The 16943-nt window shown below is 71.3% G+C and carries 16 protein-coding genes; 5 read left to right on the top strand and 11 right to left on the bottom strand.

Annotation, left to right across the window (positions count from 1 at the left end; translation table 11 throughout):
• The first annotated feature begins 9 nt into the window (after window positions 1-9).
• A complete protein-coding gene (locus HMPREF9056_RS11765; protein ID WP_009746940.1) occupies window positions 10-417 on the top strand; it encodes a phage holin family protein in 408 nt (135 codons plus the stop codon).
• A gap of 11 nt (window positions 418-428) precedes the next feature.
• Here HMPREF9056_RS11765 and HMPREF9056_RS11760 read toward each other — a convergent pair whose 3' ends face one another.
• The 3 genes from HMPREF9056_RS11760 to HMPREF9056_RS11750 all read right to left on the bottom strand — a co-directional run bounded on the left by HMPREF9056_RS11760 (window position 429) and on the right by HMPREF9056_RS11750 (window position 3931).
• Complete coding sequence (locus HMPREF9056_RS11760; protein ID WP_009746939.1) at window positions 429-2471, bottom strand: hypothetical protein; 2043 nt, start codon at window positions 2469-2471, stop codon at window positions 429-431.
• Window positions 2468-2764 carry a hypothetical protein gene (locus HMPREF9056_RS11755; RefSeq protein ID WP_009746938.1) on the bottom strand — a complete coding sequence of 99 codons (297 nt, stop codon included), beginning with the start codon at window positions 2762-2764 and terminating at the stop codon, window positions 2468-2470. Before HMPREF9056_RS11755 ends, HMPREF9056_RS11760 begins: the two co-directional genes overlap by 4 nt.
• A 495-nt stretch (window positions 2765-3259) precedes the next feature.
• A complete protein-coding gene (locus HMPREF9056_RS11750) occupies window positions 3260-3931 on the bottom strand; it encodes a bifunctional 2-polyprenyl-6-hydroxyphenol methylase/3-demethylubiquinol 3-O-methyltransferase UbiG (protein ID WP_009746937.1) in 672 nt (223 codons plus the stop codon).
• 121 nt (window positions 3932-4052) lie between these two features.
• Between HMPREF9056_RS11750 and HMPREF9056_RS11745 the strand changes: the two genes are divergently transcribed.
• On the top strand, window positions 4053-4811 hold the full coding sequence (locus HMPREF9056_RS11745; protein WP_009746936.1) for a siderophore-interacting protein: 759 nt from the start codon (window positions 4053-4055) through the stop codon (window positions 4809-4811).
• A gap of 153 nt (window positions 4812-4964) precedes the next feature.
• Window positions 4965-5336 (top strand): hypothetical protein, encoded by a 372-nt coding sequence (locus HMPREF9056_RS11740; RefSeq protein WP_009746935.1) that lies wholly within the window; start codon window positions 4965-4967, stop codon window positions 5334-5336.
• Window positions 5337-5509: 173 nt separating this feature from the next.
• Here the strand turns inward: HMPREF9056_RS11740 and HMPREF9056_RS11735 are convergent, their stop codons facing one another.
• On the bottom strand, window positions 5510-5935 hold the full coding sequence (locus HMPREF9056_RS11735) for a GNAT family N-acetyltransferase (protein ID WP_009746934.1): 426 nt from the start codon (window positions 5933-5935) through the stop codon (window positions 5510-5512).
• Between the two features lie 249 nt (window positions 5936-6184).
• Here HMPREF9056_RS11735 and HMPREF9056_RS11730 point away from each other — a divergent pair, with 249 nt between their 5' ends.
• Window positions 6185-6595 (top strand): hypothetical protein, encoded by a 411-nt coding sequence (locus HMPREF9056_RS11730; RefSeq protein WP_009746933.1) that lies wholly within the window; start codon window positions 6185-6187, stop codon window positions 6593-6595.
• 5 nt (window positions 6596-6600) lie between these two features.
• A complete protein-coding gene (purB, locus tag HMPREF9056_RS11725; protein WP_034514524.1) occupies window positions 6601-8046 on the top strand; it encodes an adenylosuccinate lyase in 1446 nt (481 codons plus the stop codon).
• 86 nt (window positions 8047-8132) lie between these two features.
• Here the strand turns inward: purB and HMPREF9056_RS11720 are convergent, their stop codons facing one another.
• The 7 genes from HMPREF9056_RS11720 to HMPREF9056_RS11695 all read right to left on the bottom strand — a co-directional run bounded on the left by HMPREF9056_RS11720 (window position 8133) and on the right by HMPREF9056_RS11695 (window position 16903).
• Window positions 8133-9317 (bottom strand): thiopeptide-type bacteriocin biosynthesis protein, encoded by a 1185-nt coding sequence (locus tag HMPREF9056_RS11720; RefSeq protein ID WP_009746931.1) that lies wholly within the window; start codon window positions 9315-9317, stop codon window positions 8133-8135.
• Window positions 9314-11950: a lantibiotic dehydratase gene (locus tag HMPREF9056_RS11715; protein WP_253270029.1), complete on the bottom strand. Its 2637-nt coding sequence runs from the start codon at window positions 11948-11950 to the stop codon at window positions 9314-9316. The genes HMPREF9056_RS11720 and HMPREF9056_RS11715 overlap by 4 nt, the downstream gene beginning before the upstream one ends.
• Window positions 11947-13161, bottom strand: a complete 1215-nt coding sequence (locus tag HMPREF9056_RS11710) for a PqqD family protein (protein ID WP_009746929.1) — start codon at window positions 13159-13161, stop codon at window positions 11947-11949. Before HMPREF9056_RS11710 ends, HMPREF9056_RS11715 begins: the two co-directional genes overlap by 4 nt.
• Before the next feature lie 97 nt (window positions 13162-13258).
• Window positions 13259-13435 (bottom strand): thiocillin family RiPP, encoded by a 177-nt coding sequence (locus HMPREF9056_RS14215; RefSeq protein WP_009746928.1) that lies wholly within the window; start codon window positions 13433-13435, stop codon window positions 13259-13261.
• Window positions 13436-13631: 196 nt separating this feature from the next.
• Window positions 13632-14372 (bottom strand): hypothetical protein, encoded by a 741-nt coding sequence (locus HMPREF9056_RS11705; protein WP_009746927.1) that lies wholly within the window; start codon window positions 14370-14372, stop codon window positions 13632-13634.
• Window positions 14362-16167, bottom strand: coding sequence for a TOMM precursor leader peptide-binding protein (locus HMPREF9056_RS11700; protein ID WP_034514522.1), 1806 nt, complete (start codon window positions 16165-16167; stop codon window positions 14362-14364). Before HMPREF9056_RS11700 ends, HMPREF9056_RS11705 begins: the two co-directional genes overlap by 11 nt.
• 1 nt (window position 16168) lies before the next feature.
• The gene (locus HMPREF9056_RS11695) at window positions 16169-16903 is read right to left on the bottom strand and encodes a TOMM precursor leader peptide-binding protein (RefSeq protein ID WP_034514565.1); all 735 of its coding nucleotides are present in this window, start codon (window positions 16901-16903) and stop codon (window positions 16169-16171) included.
• Between the last annotated feature and the right edge of the window lie 40 nt (window positions 16904-16943).

Here is a 16943-nt window from a genome sequence, read left to right as displayed (position 1 = left end):
AATGAGCCTATGGAGATCGTGGCACGAACCATCGGAAACGCGGCCGGTCTGTGGCTGGCCACGCGTATCTTGTCCGGGCTGAGCGTGCCCGAGGGGGCGGGGGCCGGCCCGATGTGGCTGAACCTCGCGGTCCTGGGCCTGGTGCTGGCGCTGGTGAACTCGCTGGTCAAGCCCGTGGCGAAGGTCCTGACCTTTCCGCTCTACATCATCACCTTCGGGCTGTTCGCCCTGGTGGTCAACGGTGCGATGCTGTTGCTGGCCGGCTGGTTGACCAACCGTATTGGGGCGCTGGGTGCCGGCGGCTCGGTACCGCTGGGGCTGGAGGTCTCCACCTTCGGTGCCGCGGTGGTCGGCTCGATCATCATCTCGGTGATCTCCTCGATCATCGCCGCGATGCTCGTCGACCGCGACGACTGACGCCGGCCGCATCACCCGTCGCCGGTACCACCACCCGGTCCGGATCCGCTCCAGCGCCCACCTGACGGCTGGGATGACGGCGGTGGGGTTGGTCGCTCGTAGGAGGGTGCCGACGTCGGTGCCCTGCCCCGGTAGCCCGCACCGTCCTGATACACCCCGCTGGAGTCGGTGTCGCGCCGGATCGCGAAGGTGTACTCGGTGGTGGTCGTCCCTTGCTCACCGGCACCTGTGGCGCGGGAGAAGGACGTGCTCCAGTCGGTCAGCTCGGGGGCCCGCTCCTCGAGGCCCTCGGTGGCCTGTGCGTAGACGCCCGAGGCGTGGGGGTAGCCGCCCATGCCCATCTGATGGGTGTCGATCATGGCGACCTGCCGGTGGGGACCGGTGGGTGTGGGGGCGGCGTCGAGCCCGGGGACGGCATCACCGGTGTTCTCCACGTGCAGGGCGTGGACGTCGTCGGGGATGTCGGCGCCCGCGGTGGGCGCCCCGGCGGTGAGGACCGTGGTGATGTTGTACCGGTCCTGGATCGCCGGGTCCGCGGCGATGTTGGACACGGTGATCCCGCCCTGGGAGTGGCCGTAGAGGGCGACCTCGTCACCGGACCGGATGCCGGCCTGGCGCATGGCGGTGACGACGGCGCTCTCCATGACCGTGGGAGTGCCGCCCACGCCCTCGAGGTTGGTGAGCAGGTCCTGCGGCTCGCCGTCGCCGACGGTCCAGTCGGTGGTTCCGGGGACGTAGACGACCCAGGAGGTACGGCCGTCGGCATGCTCGATCCGTTGGATGGAGATGACGCCGGCCTCCTCGTAGTCCTGCCCCAGGGAGCTCTTGGAGGACTGCACCTCCTGGCAGTGGGCGATCGCCTCGGAGATGCTCCCCGGGGACCTGGAGTCCTCGCCCTTGCCGGTCATGCCTGCCTGCACCGGGCTGCCGAGCCCCAGAGGGTCCTTGGTGGCGGGCGGAAGCACAGTCGATCCGCTGCCGCCCACGGGGGTGACCGTGATACCGGTCTGGCGCCCGTAGAGCCCGGCGCCCAGTGCCGTCGCGTTCATCCCCAGGTACGTGGTAACGCGCTGCATGGGCGTGAGGCTGCTGGTGTCCACTGTCTGCGTGCCCACGGGCACCTGGCCGGGGAGGTGCTGCGTCACCCAGGGGTCGAGGCGCTCGGAGACCTGCTTGAGGTAGTCCTGGATCGTGGCGGCCTCTCGCCCGGTCCCGGCCTTCTGGAGCCAGAGCGTCAGCAGGACGATCCGCACGGCGTCGTCCTTGACCCACTGGGCGGTGGCCGGGTCCGCGAGCAGGAGGTGGAGGGCCTCGGCGACGGCCTGACCGCCCTCACTCTCCGCCAGCTTCGTGTAGAGCGGGCTGCCGGGGGTCGTCGCCAGCGCCGCCAGGCCGGTGGGGCCCGAAACCGCTGCGACGACACCGCTTCCCAGCGCCTGGTAGACCAGGCCGCCGTCGAAGGCCCGGATGTCCACGGGCCCCATGAGGCCGGGACCGGGTGCGGCGCCGCCTTCGGCGAGTGTGTGGGCCTGGGAGCAGGCGGTGACGTCAGAGGCGATGCTGCGCAGGGTGTCCGCGACGTCCTGGAGCGATCCGGGTCCTGTGCTCAAGACGTCCAGAGAGTGAAGAGCGGCGGACTTCTCCAGGTCGAGGCCGAACGGGTAGACCTGGATGCTCGTTCCGAAGCCCGACGTGGGAAAGGAGGGACGGATGGCGGGATCAGGAGCGGGAACGCACTGACCGTTCACGTCATCCCAGGTTCCCTGCGGGTTGAACAGGCTCCGCGGCTCCAGAGGGGACGCCGGGGGCAGCGGCGGAGGCGGTGCCATCTCCACCTCGGTGACCGCGTTGGCGACGAGTACTCGCGCATCATCGAGTGATCCAGCCGCCGAGGTGAGGCCGGCGGCCAAGGCGTCCAGGTCATCCGTGTCCACCGAGACGGCTCCGCCCTCTATCAGCGTCGGTGTGGACTGTCCCCAGATGTGCCACGGGTGGCCCGAGTCCTCCGACGACACCTCATCGTCCTGGGATCCTCCGGTGGGTTCGGAGCTCATGAGGGGCTCGTTCCGGTCGATGAGCCGCGTGACTCGATGACACTGACGTTGGAGGACGCCGTCTCATAGCGCGATTCCAGTGCGGTCAGGAGCCCGGAGGCGTTGTCGAGTGCTGTCTGGCAGGCGGTGGAGGCCACGCTCACCCAGCTGGCGGGGACCGAGGTGGGGAACTGGGTGACGGCGGTGTCGTAGTCCGTTTTGGAGAGGAACAGTGAGAAGGACATGACTCGACGGTAGGGCTCCCCCGAGGCGGCCGCAGCGCCCATGAGCAGCCCTGTGGATCCGAGCTGCATGCCGGCACCTGTGGCCCCCGGCGGACCGTGTGCCGGGGTGCGGCGAGGGCCTCGGTGCACTGGCAGCGGCCAGCGCAGCACCGCGATCTATCAGCGCGCACCCCGCTCAGGAAACGACCTGCACTCCGGAAAGGACTCGGCCCGCGGTCCGGTTTCCCGGACCGCGGGCCCAAGCCTCGCGAGGTTCTCCTGCTACCCGGCTTCCCATAAGGCCGGGGAGGTAGAACCTCCTTCGCCAGAGCGCTCGGTCCGGGCTCCCTAAGACCCGTTCCGAACTCGAAGACCTGCCAGTCATCGGGCTCCCCAACCCTCGTGACCGGTTCCGTCCGGCGGCAGTAACTATGTAACCCACCGATCCTGAGCGGACCCCCCGAAAACTCCTATGAACATGCTGAGAAATGGGCACCATTCCGCCGTTTTCACGTTGCTTGCACCACATCCCAGTCTTCGGTGACGTGGCCGCAAGGATGTTTTCAGGCCTGTGTTCGCGTCTTGTCAGGACGCTGGGGACTCCGGTCTGCGCAGGCATACGACGGCGTCGGCCCGGCGCCCCTCCTGACCATCGGGTCCCGTCACCTGCCGCCAGCGCTCCTCGGCGACGACGACCTCCCAGCCGGCCGTCGCCTCGGCCAGGCCCTCGACCAGCTCACCGGCCGTGTAGGTCCGGGCGTGGTGCGTGTGCCAGGGCGGGTTGACCGCATGCACAGCCGTGAGCAGGCGCCCACCGGGGGCGACGCGGGCAGCGGCGTCGGACAGAAGCGCCACGAGGTCGAGCGAGCCCCCCTCGGATCCGCCGTGGACGTAGAAGCTCGTCACCAGGTCGAAGGACCCCTCCGGCAGACCGTCTCCGGCATCGTGCACCCGGCCGCTCACCCGCGCGGTCAGTCCACGGCGCGCGGCCTCGCGGCTCAGGCGCCCGACGGCGGTGGCGGACAGATCCAGCCCGGTCACCTGCCAGCCGCGCTCGGCCAGCCACAGGACGTCGGCGCCCTCACCGCAGCCGATCTCCAGGGCGGCACCGGGCACCCAGTCGGCGGCCAGCTCGGGCAGCCAGTCGTTGGGGCGGCCCGACCAGAGCTGCTCGACCGAGGCGTAGCGCTCCTCCCAGCGCGCGGCCCGGTTGAGGGCGTCGGACTGCGGGCCGGAGCGTTGAGAGGACTGCGTCATAATACGAGCCTACCGGCGTCGGCCCGGCCCTTCTGGGCAGGCGGTCCCAAGCAAGCTCACACCTGCTCCGGTTAAGGTTCGCCTTGGAAAGAGATCGGACCACCAGGAGACGGACACGCAGATGGCACGCGGAGGACGGGGATTCCAGGGCACGGTGCTCAAGGCACTGCGCGTGCCGGAGCACAAGCTCACGGTCACCGGGGTGCGCGAGATCCCACCCTACACGGAGCTGACCGTCCAGTGTCCGAGCCTGCTGGGCGCCAGGGCCGCTGCGCTACCGCCCACCACCTGGGTGCGGATGTGGATCCCCGAGAACGGCCGCGAGTACCAGCGCGCCTACACACTCACCCGCATCAACCGCGCGCAGGCCAGCGCCATCATCCTGTTCCTGCACCATGAGCCGGCCGGGCCGGCGTCGCGGTGGTCGAGCCAGGTGAGGCCGGGGGCCACCGTGTCCGCGCAGGTCATGGGCGGTACCAGCTACCGTCCGCCGTCCCACGGCGATCGGCTGCTCCTCGTGGGGGACCGCGCCTCTGCACCTGCTCTCGCCGACGCCGTCAACGCAACCCCGGCGGGCAGCCTGGCCACGGTCATCATGCTGGCGCCCGAGACCGGATACCTGCCCCTGGCCGCACGCGACCACCGGCTGATCCGCTTGGATCCACAGATCTCCGAGGACAGGCTGCTGGCCGCCGTCGACCGCACCCTGTGGGCGGACACCGGGGACGTGGCGCTCGACTGGGTCTGGATCGCCCTGGAGAGCAGCGCGACCAAGGCCGTACGGCATCACCTGGTCGCCTCCGGCATGAGCCGGCGCAGCATCCAGCACCAGGCCTACTGGATCCACGGTCGCGCCATGGGCGTGGCCTCCGAGGCCTGAGTGCCACTCGCCGACGTCGATCCGGCACGGCCTTCATGCCCTCACAACCATGCCTGACGGCGCGGTTGCTGAACTCGCAGCAGCGCGCGAACCGGGACGCCGCGTTAGGCTGAAGACGTTCGTCGTCGCGATCCGTTCAACGGGGTGCTCACCATGCGACTCATCAAGCCCGCTGTCCTTGTCCTCGCCCTGATCGTCCTGACCACCTCGATCGGGGGACTGCTGTTCAACTGGTCGGTCAGCAACCTCACTGGGCCACTGAGCGCCCTGATGGTGGGCCTCATCCTACTTCGTGCACAGTTCGCGAGCCCCAATCGCACTTTCCCACCAAACCTGATTCTCGTCCTGGGAATTATCCTGACCCTCATCTCGGCGGCGACCCTTGTACTCGCTCTCTACAGGTCCGACGTCGTCATGGCCCTTGCCAGCCTGCCGGCCCTGGCGCTGCTGGGCCATGTCCTGGTTCGCAGCCTGAGGGACCGGCGAGCAAAAGCGGGCCCCGCCGGCATCCCCTCGTCCCGATAGGGATCCCCGCCCAAGCTCCAGTCGCCCGAGCCCTGCGACGACGTCGATCGAGGACGTACTTCCCCGGCGAGGACTGCGTCTTCCCGTAGATGACTGAGGTCTGCTCTCAGTCATCTACGGGAGAAGTACGTCCTCGGGGTGAAACGCAGTCCCCCGACATGTGCCGTTCAGGATCAGGACCGCCGCACGCATCGGTAGCGGCGGCGCCCCGGCCAGCGCGGGTCCGACGGCGCAGGGCCGATATCGAAGCCGAGCGCCCGGTAGAAGCCGACGGCGTCGTCGTCGGTCTCGGCGATGACCGGCTCAGCCCCACCGGCCAGGGCATCGACGAGCACCCGCCCAACCCCGCCGCCGCGCAGCTCCGGAGCCACGGCGATGTACTCCAGCACGACGCCATCGGGTCGAGACACGTAGGCGGCCACCGACGTGGGCGCACCCTGCGGACCCGTGCCCACGACCTCCATGAGCGCCAGCTCCTCAGCAATGATCCTGCGCAGCTCGACGACGGGCAGTCCCGCGGCCTCGCGCATGAGCGCCAGCATCTGCTCACTGGCCAGGTCTTCCCCCACCAGCCGTCTGACCGTCGGCCTCGTCGACATCCGCACTCCCTCCACGGGCTCGTGATATCTGGGCGGCACAGCACCTATGGCATCACAGAGCCATTGCATTTTCGCTGGTCAGAGCCAATTTTAGGGATACAGGACCGACCTGCCGTGTAGGTTGACGGCACCCCGGGCAGCACTCCCCATCAACGATGACGGGCCGCTTGTTGAAAACACCACAAGAATCCGGCAGGATTTTGCCCGGTCGTACCACTCCCCACGATATCCGCCCACGAGGTCACTAGTATGCGACTCCTCCCTCCTCTCGTCTCCACTCTTGCCACCACCGTTCTGGTCCTCACCTTCGGCAGCGCCTTCTTCGGCTGGGAGACCTCCCTTCTGACGCCTTTGAGCCTGCTGACGGTCAGCCTCATCATGCTCCAGGCCCAGCACGTGCAGCAGGCCGAGCCGGCTCGTCCCATCCCCGGGCCACCGATCCCGGTACTGAGCGCCATCGGCCTCGGACTGGCGATCGCCCTGCTCGGCTACGGCCTCTACAATCATGACGCCGTCGCCGCCGTCAATCTGCCGGCGGCCGGGATCCTGCTCTACGTCCTCGTCAACGCCTACCGCCAGCGCAAGCCCGCCCCGCAGCCCGTCTTCATCACCACCCCGGAGGCTCCCCTCGCAGAGATCGGCGGCAACCTGCCACAATGAGCGGCATGGTCGATCTCTCCACCGTCTCCCCCGCCATTGCCCTGGGTCCCCTGGACGGCCGCTACCGCGCCGTCGCCGCCCCGCTGGTCAACCACCTCTCCGAGGCCGCCCTCAACCGGGCCCGCCTGCAGGTCGAGGTCGAGTGGCTCATCCACCTCACCGATGGCGGCGTCCTGCCCGGCGCCCCCCGCCTGAGTGACTCCGAGAAGGCCTACCTGCGCGGCGTCGTCGAGAACTTCGGGGCCGAGGAGATCGCCGAGCTCGGTGCCATCGAGGCGGAGACCCGCCATGACGTCAAGGCCGTCGAGTACCTCCTCAAGCGGCGCCTGGCCGCGGCCGCCCAGTCCCCCGACGTCGTCGGCGTCGACGGCGGCCCCACCGTGCTGCCCACAGTCGGCGAGATCGTCCACATCTTCTGTACCAGCGAGGACATCAACAACCTCTCCTACGCCCTGGCCATCCGCGCCGCGATCGAGCAGGTCTGGCTGCCGGCCGCCCGCGGCCTGGTCGAGGACCTGGCCGCCATGGCCCACGAGTACGCCGACGCCGCCATGCTGGCCCGCACCCACGGCCAGCCGGCCACCCCCACCACGCTCGGCAAGGAGCTGGCGGTCCTGGCCCACCGCCTGCGCCGCCAGGTGCACCGCGTCGAGGTCACCGAGTACCTGGGCAAGATCAACGGCGCCACCGGCACCTTCGGCGCGCACGTCGTCTCCGTGCCGGGCGCCGACTGGCAGGCCGTGGGCCGCGGCTTCGTCGAGCACCTGGGCCTGAGCTGGAACCCGCTGACCACCCAGATCGAGTCCCACGACTGGCAGGCCGAGCTCTACTCCGACGTCGCCCGCTTCAACCGGATCGCCCACAACCTGGCCACCGACGTGTGGACCTACATCTCCCTGGGCTACTTCCACCAGCGCCTGAGCGCGCAGGGCTCCACCGGCTCGTCGACCATGCCGCACAAGGTCAACCCGATCCGCTTCGAGAACGGCGAGGCCAACCTGGAGATCTCCTGCTCGCTGCTGGACACGCTGGCCGCCACGCTCGTCACCTCCCGCCTCCAGCGCGATCTCACCGACTCCACCACGCAGCGCAACGTGGGCGTGGCCCTGGGGCACTCGCTGCTGGCCGTCGACAACATCCGCCGCGGCCTGGCCGGGCTCGACGTCGACCGTGACCGCCTGGACGAGGACCTCGACGCCACCTGGGAGGTGCTCGGCGAGCCCGTCCAGCAGGCGATGCGGGCGGCCGCCGTCGCCGGGGCCACCGGTATGGCCGACCCGTACGAGCGCCTCAAGGAGCTCACTCGCGGCAAGAAGGTCACGCGTGAGGCCATGCGCGAGTTCATCTCCGGGCTCGGCATGCCCGACGACGTTGAGGCTCGCCTGCTCGCCCTGACGCCCGCCACCTACACGGGTCTGGCCACCGAGCTGGTCGCCCACCTGGACGACTGACGGCAGCTCCTTCGTGGACACATGACGTCCTTCATCGACACCTCATGAAAACGAGGTGCGCTTCGTGGACAAAGCGACGCTCCTGGCTATCCGGCGGCGGCGGAGGGCTGGGCCGGGGGCACAGCGCCTCCGGCCAGGAGCTGGCGGGCGCACAGCCCGGCGATACACTCCTCGGCCGGGTTGAGCCCGAGCCGGTTGACGTCGATGTGCAGCAGGTCCAGGGCACGGCGCCCACCGGTTCCCGCCCCCATGACGCCGATGGCGCGCCCGGCGTCGTCGGCCAGCTCGCCAATGGCCCCGGCCGCCTGGCCCCAGGAGGGGATCTCGTCGAACTGGAACTCGATGACCTCCAGCAGCTGCTGGACGATCGGTCCCAGGGCGCTGCCGTCGCGCAGGTGCGCGGGCAGGCGCGAGCCCCACATCCGCAGGTGCGCGGAGAGCAGCTCGGCCTCGGGCAGTGGCGCGCTGCGGGCCGCCAGCGCCAGGAACCGCGCCGCCAGGGCCGCTCGCGGCACCGAACGCGGAATCTGCCAGATCCGGTGGTCCAGGCACCACCGGCTGGAGACGTAGAAGTGGCGCTCGGCTTCCTCGACGCCGGCCACGCCCCCGTACTTGTCGTACTCGGGGCCGTAGACACCGAAGGCGATCCCCGGCCGGCTGGCGCCGATGCCTCCGGTCATGGGGTCGAAGACCAGGCGCTCGACCGTGCTCACCTCGGTCCGTCGGGCGACGGCCCCCAGCTCGCGCATGCTCGCGTAGGCCTCGTCCAGGACGCCCTGGACGGCCTTGAGCCGCAGCCGAATGTGGTGCCCGCGCAGGTCCACGAAGCGCAGGAAGTGCGCCGAGCGGATGTCCCACTGGCCGCGAGCCCGGGCCAGCCACTGGGCGATCTCAGGCAGCAGCTCGTCGGTGTCGTCCCCGCCGGCGCAGTAGATCCGCGCGTACAACCAGCCGACGTCCTCGGCCTGATTGACCAGCGCCGAGCCCCGCTGACGCACCGAGCTGTGCTGGGCGCGCAGGCTGCCGAAGTCGGCGGCCGCCATCTCCAGGGGCTGGATCCCAGGGATCGAGGCCCCCACCTGCGGGGCCGCGTCGCCCTGACCGCCCTGGCTGCCCCGACTGCTCTGCTGGCCGGCCTGTCCCGACGGCTCGGCCTGCTCTCCGACCCGGGATCGCCCGCCGAGCCAGCGCAGCCGCCGGGAGCGGGTGAGCCGGCTGGGCTGGTTGCGCTGCTCGCGCCGGCTGGACCGGGCGTCGTCGTGCGTGCTCATGCCATGCCTTCCAGGTTCTTGGACCACTGGAGTCCCACCAAGTACTCGGCCACCGTCGCCTCACCGTCCTGCGTGAGCCCCAGGGCCTCGCCGCGGGCCGGGAGGGCCTCGACAAAGCTGATGTGGGCGGCGTTGGGATCGATCCAGCCCCGCAGCGCCAGCAGCGAGACCGGTGAGGTGAGGTCCACGTAGCGCGGCTTGTGCTGGTCGAAGGTGGCGCCCTGGGAGGGCATGTGCTGGTGGACGAATACCTCCACCGGCATCCCCCACTGCTTGCGCAGGTCGTCCATGTGCAGCAGGGTCGTGGTCAGGTCGCGATCCATGAGTGGGGCGATCTGCGCGGCCGGGAAGGTCCAGGACTCGCGGCGCGTCACCAGCCGGCCGGCCACGGCGCGCTCGGAGTGCAGCACCTCGTCGGGCAGGGGCCCGTTCAGGTCCCGACGGCGGCTGGTCCAGTGGTCCGCGAACGGGGGCAGCCGGGACCACGGGTCGCTCAGCAGCACCAGCCAGGACAGGTAGCCGCCCAGGAGGTACTGGGGGGTCAGGCCCAGATAGGCCAATCCCACGGGGCCGGCGTCGTCGGCCAGGAACAGGGTGCTCGTGGCCGGGTCGTGGACGAGCCGCAGGGAACTGAGAGGGACCGCGTCCGGTGCCCCCGGTTCGTCGGGCAGGCCCAGCGGCGGCAGGAGCCCGCAGGAGACGGCCTGGCCGGTATTGCACTCGGTGCTGGCCTGAATCTCCAGGACCCGCTCGGTGCCCCAGGCGGTACGGATCCGCGAGGCCAGGCGCTCCCGGAAGCCGGAGCCCAGGAGCCGGTGGAAGCGGGCCTGGAGAGAGCCGTTGGCATTGGTGAAGGCGTTGACGACGGTGAGCCCCCCACCGGCGGCGTAGGTCCGGGCGCTGGGGGCCACCGGCTGGAGGAAGGCGCCCAGGTGCCTGGGCGAGCCGGAGAGCCCGCCGGGCATGGCGGCGCGCTCCGTGTCGGGGCCGGCGGCGTAGTCGAGTCCGGCGGCGCGCAGCATCTCCTCGTCACCGTCGGGGGCGTGGGCGATGGTCATGAAGAAGGCGAGGGGGTCCTTGCACACCCCACCACTTCCGAACAGTGAGACGAACCGGGCCACCATGAGGTCGTAGATGTGGGAGCGGGCCACCCAGGGGTCGGCGAGCTCGCCCAGGATCTGCACGTCCTGAGCGAAGGGGGCGTCATCGAGGGGATCGGCCCAGCTGCGGGCCGACTCACGGTCCTCGTAGAGGAAGCCGCTGGGGCGCTCGCCGAGCTCGCCGTCGGGGAAGACGCGCTCGGCCAAGCGCACCGTGCGGTTGAGGAGATCGGCCCGCGTGGGCCCGTCGGCAGCGCCGACGGCCTCATCGAGCCGGGCCAGCCAGGCCAGGTCCCGGCCCCACCGGTGCTGTTGGTCCGGTGAGAGCGTGGCGGCCAGCAGCGGGAAGGGGTTCTCCCCGCGGTACCAGGGCACGCGCGGCACGACGGCGCCCGAGGCCAGCTGCCGCTCCAGGCGCAGGCGCGGGTCGGCGCCACCCACCCGCTCGCAGGCGTCGCGCACGCTGAGCACGGCGTGCATGCCGCCGCCGGTCAGGGCGTCATGGGTCTCCTGGAGCCAGCGGGCGGGCTGAACGGTCTCCTGGCGGAAGACCATGCCGTTGCCGTACTCGTGCTCGCCGACGACTGTCAGTGCCTCCGCCTCGGCCTCACCTGGCGGGTACTGGCCGTAGGCACCGGCCGAGCCCGCGCTGGAGCTGTAGGCCCGGCGCACAGGGGCGGGCTCGAGGTAGAGGGCGCCGTCGGGAGCCAGTTCCTGGGCGGTGACGCTCAGGATGCGGTAGGCCAGATGGGTCGCCACCATCCGGTAGCTGCGCCCGGCAGCGGGCTGACCCGCCTCGTTGACGGTGGTCAGTCCCGAGAAGGGGCTGGTCTTGAGGGCGGCTCGGGTGGCCAGGGTGTAGAGGGTGCGCAGGACGCGGGGGTCCTCGAGCCTGCGGCCGCGGGTGGTCAGGGTGGAGATGAGGGCCGGGGCGGCGATCGCCAGGGACTCCTGATAGCCGGGCTCGTCAAGGCCGGCCGCCAGCAGCTCGCGGCTGCGGTCCAGGTCGACGTCGACGAGGACGGCCAGGCGCGCGCGGGTCTCCTCCTTGCGGGCTACCAGGGCGTCCCAGCGCTCCAGGAGAGCGCGAAGCTCAGCCGGCAGGCCCTGGAGCACCTCGTCGGACAAGCCGGTGGCGCGCCCCTGGAAGACTCGGCGCTTGGCGCGCAGGACCAGGCGGCGCTCGGTCTTGGCCAGGGTGGGGATGAGCTCGTAGAGCGGGTCGAGCAGCTGGTTCGCGGCGCCGTCGAGAACCTCATCGAGCCGGCGCAAGTACTCCAGGTTGCCGGTGACGGCGGCGGTGGTCTCGGGAACGGCCCGCACGGGGAGCCCGCCCAGACGCACGAGGGTGGGCAGGGCAACGGCGGGCTGGGCCAGGGCCGGGGGCTCCGGATCCGGTGCCGCCACCGACGCTGGTGCGGCAGGAGATGGAGCGGACGGGACGGGCTCCCCGGGGGTCACGGCGGATGTGGAGGACGGCTGTGGCTGGCGGGATGGGGAGGCACCGGCACGGGAGAGAACCGGCTGCGTCATAGGAGGAAACCTTTCACGAGGGCGTACAGCCAATAGCCTATCCATACAACGCTCATCCCGAAGGCCAGGAGACCGAGAAGAGAGCACAGAAGCCCGTAGACGAAGTAGCCCCATCGCACCGCGGGCCGCATGACGGCCAGGGCCGGCGGCAGAGGCTGACGGGACAGGACGCGGCGCAGGACGAACATGGAGCGCCCGCGCAGGTTGACCGAGCCGGTGGCCGCCTCGACCGCGGCGACACCGTCGGACTGGGTGAGGGGGTTGAGATTGGTGATGAGCATCGTGAGCTGAAAGGCGCACAGGGTGAGGGCCACCTGCCGCGCCGTCCCCGAGGAGGCCCAGGCGACAGCCGCCTCCAGGCCGCAAACGACGCCGTCGGAGAAGATGCCCGCGAGCGCGAGCATCGTCAACCCGCGCCGGGAGCGCACCCGGTAGGAGTCGGTGCGGTCGACATAGGCGATGGGGATCGCCCAGAACATGAGCGCCACTCCCAGCCCGCGGATGGGGGTGCCCAGATAGCCGGCGACGATGGCGTGCCAGGACTCGTGCAGCAGGATGCTCACCAGCTGGATCGCCACCGCCATGATGAGGACCAAGGCACCGGGACGGGGCCCCCCGGCCAGGGAGCTCAGAGCCATCGCCCCGGCCGCGTACCCGCAGACGGCCAGCGCCAGGAAGACCCAGCTGAGCGCGCGGGCCGGTAGGCGCTGGAGCAGGGTGACGATCGGGGCGACGATCCGGTGGTACTTGCGGGCGATGATGATGCGGGGCAGCCACCAGCCCCCGCTGCGGCGGGGCTTCTCGACCTTGAGGTGGCGGGCCTGACGGGGCTGGGCGGTGTGGCGTCCACGGACGCGTCTGGTGCGTGCAGGAGCCGCCGGGACGGCGGAGGCGGCGGGAGCGGGCTCACTGCCCACCAGGAGGCTCTTCTCACGCAGGTTGTCGACGAGGCCGGTGATGCGTCTGGCACCGGCCTCGTCGATGTCCTGCGGCAGCTCCTCGATGATGGTCGGCAGGGAACGCACCCCGTCGAACTGGTTCACGATGAAGGCTGCGGCCGCCCCGAGCCGGTGGTACTTGCCCGAGTCGGAGTCGAACAGCATCGGCTGGTTGTCCATCCCGACGATGAGGCTCACGCCACGGCGCAGGCGCGGAATCGGACTCGTCGGGGTGCTCGTGCTGCTCATCGCCGTACTCATCACCGTGCTCATCGTGGGGTCATGGCTCCCTCAGATCGGTTGGCGGGGATCCGGGTACCGCTGGTGGCGGGCAGGAGACCCCGGTCCCCCGCCCGCCACCGTGGGGTCGTCAGCAGGACGTCGTCGACGCGCTGGCGGCGCAGGCCGGGCACGAGGCCGAGGCCGCGCTGGCCGGGCAGGACGCGCTGGCGTGGCTGAAGGCGCAACCCAGGGCGTTGCCCTCGGGCAGCTCCTCGACGCCGAAGTCACTGTCGGCGAGGGTGAGATCAATTGCGCTGTTCGTCATATGCTGTTCACCTCCTTCCTCTCAGATGTCTTGTGGGCAGGAGCGGGGCCCGATCGGGCCCCGGGGGTCCGGTCTGCCGGGACCGGACCCCAAACCCCGCGAACGGGGTGGTCTGCGTGGCGCTCTGGCGCGGTATGGAGTTCTGGGTCCGTCTGGCCGCCGCTGGTCCAGCGGCGCTCGCGGGTGGTGGCCAGGGCTAGCCGGCCCTCTGGTCGGGTGGGGCCTCCTGCGGGCTGGCGATGGTGACGGCGAACATCTGGTGGCGGCTGACACCGTCGGAGTCCAGCAGGTGGCGCACCGCCGAGGTGGCGAAGCCGGCGAAGACCGTCCCCACCAGCCCACGGGCGACGGCGCGCAGGTGCAGCGAGTAGATGAGGGCCGCGCTGCGGCTCATGGCGAACCGGTAGCCGGACGCCCCGCCCCAGGAGTCGGCTTCATCGAGGTTGGCGGCCACCGAGACGATGGCGCCGGCGCGGGCGAACTCCTTCTGCACCGTCATGCCCTCGATGACCTCCGCATCCGGCAGGGGGCGGACGAGGTCGACGCCGTCGAGCCGCACCCGGTAGATGCCCGGCTCGGCACCGCTCGGGCGCAGGAGGAGGATGAAGGGCTCCAGGGGGCAAGCCTGCGCGTCCTCACCCCAGGTGCGCACGTCATCGGCCAGGGCGTCGCGGACCATGGTCAGGAGGGGCTCGGCCTCAAGCGGCTCGGCGCCATAGCTGGTCGACGACGAGCGGCGCTCGAAGGTCTGGTGCAGGTCGTAGGGGTAGGCGCCCTGGGGGCCGGGGACGAGTACGTCCGGCGCCCGGCAGTCCAGCGGCGGGCGCGGGCGGCTCCCGGCCAGGCCGTCGGAGGTGGGCTCCTCGCCCGGGCGGCGTCCCGATCCGGAGGAGAAGCCGGCGACGAGCTCTCGCAACGTCTCGAAGTCAGTGCGCACGGCTGCCTCCCAGGTCGACGACGATGCAGGCCGGTTCGCGGGCCGGGTCGGTGCCCAGCGCCCGGGCGATGAGCTGCTCGTCCCAGCGGGCCCGGGCGCGCAGCGTCACTCCCAGGGCGTCGGCGACGAGGCGGATGACCTCGAAGGAGCAGCCGCAGTCCTGGACGGCGATGCGCAGCGCGAAGGAGAAGTACTTACGGGCCACCTTGTCCACGTTGCCGGTCAGGACGATCCGGGCTCCGACGCCGTCGGGCACGGCCTCCTGCAGCCCGGCCTGCTCGCCGGGGGCCGGTCCGATGAGGGCCAGGGCGTGGTCGCGCTCGATGTAGACGTAGGTACCCGGGGCCAGTCGATCCCCGTCCACTCCCCTACCGGCCTCCCCGGCGGATCCTGCTGCGGGGACGAGGACGTAGGCGGTCACCGAGCCGATGTTGCCGCCGGCCGCCGTCCAGCGGCGCAGCTTGGCGCTCAGCGGGGTCTGGTCGGCATCTGCCGGCCCCTCGTCGGCGGGCGCGGCGCCGAGCGGCTCGCGCACGCCGACCGACAGCGCCAGGATCGTGGCGAGCTCACCCAGGGTGGGGCGGGCGACGACGTCGGGCTCGGAGCCGTCGTCGGTCAGCGGGTGCACGACGGGCCAGGGCTGGTCGAGGCGCTCCAGGTCGGCGGGCGGCAGAGGTGTGCGCCGACAGACCGGCCAGTCGCGGAACTCGCGCTGGAGGCGCAGGTTGGAGGGCTTGTAGTGCTGCTGGTGGCCCTTGGAGTCCACGAAGGCCGCCGGCGGGATGGCCACGGACTGCTCATAGCGGGCCCCCACGGGGGCCGACGGCGCCACCGGCACCGGGGCCTCACCGGGCGCCTGCTCGGCGCTCTGCCCCGCCACGGAGCAGACGGGACATCCGGGCCGGGAGACGACCGGACGGTCGGAGTAGGTGAAGGTGGCCAGGTCCGTGCGCCGGGCGTCCCCGGGCAGGTGGGTGACGGTGGCTCGGGCGATGAGCGCGGCCACGGCCCGGGCGGCCAGGCCGATGACGATGTCGCGGCGCGCGGCGTCGGGACGGGGGCCGAGCTCGGGTTCGTCGGCGCTGGCGCAGGCCAGACAGGGTGAGAAGGTCTCGTCGACGTAGGGGCCGACCGTCACCGCCTCCTGCTCGGCGCGCACCCGCAGCAACGGGATGGCGGTCTCGCGGCAGCGGCGAGCCACCTCCTCGGAGCGGCCTGCGGAGGCCTGGGTCTCGATGAGGACGGTGAGCGTGTCCCCTGCCCGGGGTGCGCCGTCGAGCCGCACCTCGGGCAGGGTGGGCTCCAGGGCGGCGACCATCTCGCCCGCGAGCTCAGCGTCCCCGACGACGGCGACCCGGGCGGCGGCCAGGCGGCGGGCGGCGTCCTGCCAGGAGTCGTTGACGCCGGTGGAGTCGCCCAGGCGGGAGAGGAACCGCGCCAGCTCGGGCGCCGGATCGCGGGGGGCGGGCTCGGTGTCGCCCTCCTCGACGATGCCGCCGGTCCACAGCAGGGAGACGGCCTCGAAGGCGGCCTGGGGGCCGATGCCGGTGACCTCGCCGATCTCGTCGAGGGTGCGGGTGCCGTCACAGGCCTTGAGCAGGGGGCCCATGTGCTCGCGGGCGAAGGCCCCGCCCAGGACCTGGCTCTTGCGGGCGCCGTCGACGATCCAGCCGTTCTCATCGGGCCGGGCGCGCAGGCCGAGCCGGACCACGGGCTTGCGGGGGATGCGGAACTGCAGGTCGCGGCGGGCGGCGCGGCTGACGTCGCCGGCGCGCATGAGGGAGTCCCCGGCCATCTCAGGCCACCTCCCCGCGGCGATCGGGATCATGTGAGGTGCGTCCGCTCGTGCGCCGTCCGGGCAGGAGGGCCGCGAGCTCCGGCAGGCCGTCACGGCGGCCCTCGTAACGGCCCGAGCAGGTCTCGCAGCGGTCCACGGCCACGGTCCTCGCGCAGGTGGTGACCCCGGAGACGAGGTCGATGGTCCACACCTGACCGCCGATCCGCGGGACGTCGTCGGCGTTCTCCACTGCCGCCTCCGGGTGGTCGAGGGCCTGGAGGGCCAGCGAGATGAGGCCGGCGCCCAGAAGCACGTGGTGGTGGGCGTAGGCCTGCTCCAGCGGGCCGTGCTCAGTGATGACCTCCTCCGGCAGCGGACGGTAGCCGTGCTGGCGGCGGCGCCGGTCGTAGCAGCGGTAGCAGGCGCTGCGACCGGGGACCACGAGCGGCCCGCAACGCAGCTCGGTGGGGAAGAGCTCCAGGCCGAGGGAGGGCATGGACCGGGTGAAGGACAGGGTGTCGAGGTCCTCGCGCAGGCCGGACTGGTCGGGGTCGGCGATGAGGACCGCGCGGTCGGCGTAGGGGATGTAGGCGCTGACCAGCCCCTGGTCGACCGGGACGACGACGTCGCCCTCCCCGGCGAGCCGCGCGGCGACGGCGCGCGCGAACCCGCCCTGGGGCAGGTAGACCGTCACTGGCCCCGTGGGGGCCTGCGGTACCGGCTGCGTGGCCGGTGCAGACGGCGTCGTACTCATGGCGGGGCGAGGCTCCTGGAAGTCGGTCGGTGGCGTGGGC

Origin of the sequence: Actinomyces sp. oral taxon 170 str. F0386 (assembly GCF_000195595.1) — a bacterium.
Taxonomy (GTDB): domain Bacteria; phylum Actinomycetota; class Actinomycetes; order Actinomycetales; family Actinomycetaceae; genus Actinomyces.
The sequence above is the reverse complement of the archived record's forward strand: the minus strand, read 5'-3'. Positions and strand labels throughout refer to the sequence as shown.

Bases quoted from the DNA above. Each gene is read 5' to 3' on its own strand.
- HMPREF9056_RS11715 (WP_253270029.1), bottom strand. From the start codon at position 11,950: ATGACGCAGCCGGTTCTCTCCCGTGCCGGTGCCTCCCCATCCCGCCAG.
- HMPREF9056_RS11720 (WP_009746931.1), bottom strand. From the start codon at position 9,317: ATGAGCACGCACGACGACGCCCGGTCCAGCCGGCGCGAGCAGCGCAAC.
- HMPREF9056_RS11765 (WP_009746940.1), top strand. From the start codon at position 10: ATGGAGATCGTGGCACGAACCATCGGAAACGCGGCCGGTCTGTGGCTG.
- HMPREF9056_RS11760 (WP_009746939.1), bottom strand. From the start codon at position 2,471: ATGAGCTCCGAACCCACCGGAGGATCCCAGGACGATGAGGTGTCGTCG.
- HMPREF9056_RS11700 (WP_034514522.1), bottom strand. From the start codon at position 16,167: ATGGCCGGGGACTCCCTCATGCGCGCCGGCGACGTCAGCCGCGCCGCC.
- HMPREF9056_RS11740 (WP_009746935.1), top strand. From the start codon at position 4,965: ATGCGACTCATCAAGCCCGCTGTCCTTGTCCTCGCCCTGATCGTCCTG.
- HMPREF9056_RS11730 (WP_009746933.1), top strand. From the start codon at position 6,185: ATGCGACTCCTCCCTCCTCTCGTCTCCACTCTTGCCACCACCGTTCTG.
- HMPREF9056_RS11710 (WP_009746929.1), bottom strand. From the start codon at position 13,161: ATGAGCACGGTGATGAGTACGGCGATGAGCAGCACGAGCACCCCGACG.
- HMPREF9056_RS11735 (WP_009746934.1), bottom strand. From the start codon at position 5,935: ATGTCGACGAGGCCGACGGTCAGACGGCTGGTGGGGGAAGACCTGGCC.
- HMPREF9056_RS14215 (WP_009746928.1), bottom strand. From the start codon at position 13,435: ATGACGAACAGCGCAATTGATCTCACCCTCGCCGACAGTGACTTCGGC.
- HMPREF9056_RS11755 (WP_009746938.1), bottom strand. From the start codon at position 2,764: ATGCAGCTCGGATCCACAGGGCTGCTCATGGGCGCTGCGGCCGCCTCG.
- purB (WP_034514524.1), top strand. From the start codon at position 6,601: ATGGTCGATCTCTCCACCGTCTCCCCCGCCATTGCCCTGGGTCCCCTG.
- HMPREF9056_RS11695 (WP_034514565.1), bottom strand. From the start codon at position 16,903: ATGAGTACGACGCCGTCTGCACCGGCCACGCAGCCGGTACCGCAGGCC.
- HMPREF9056_RS11745 (WP_009746936.1), top strand. From the start codon at position 4,053: ATGGCACGCGGAGGACGGGGATTCCAGGGCACGGTGCTCAAGGCACTG.
- HMPREF9056_RS11750 (WP_009746937.1), bottom strand. From the start codon at position 3,931: ATGACGCAGTCCTCTCAACGCTCCGGCCCGCAGTCCGACGCCCTCAAC.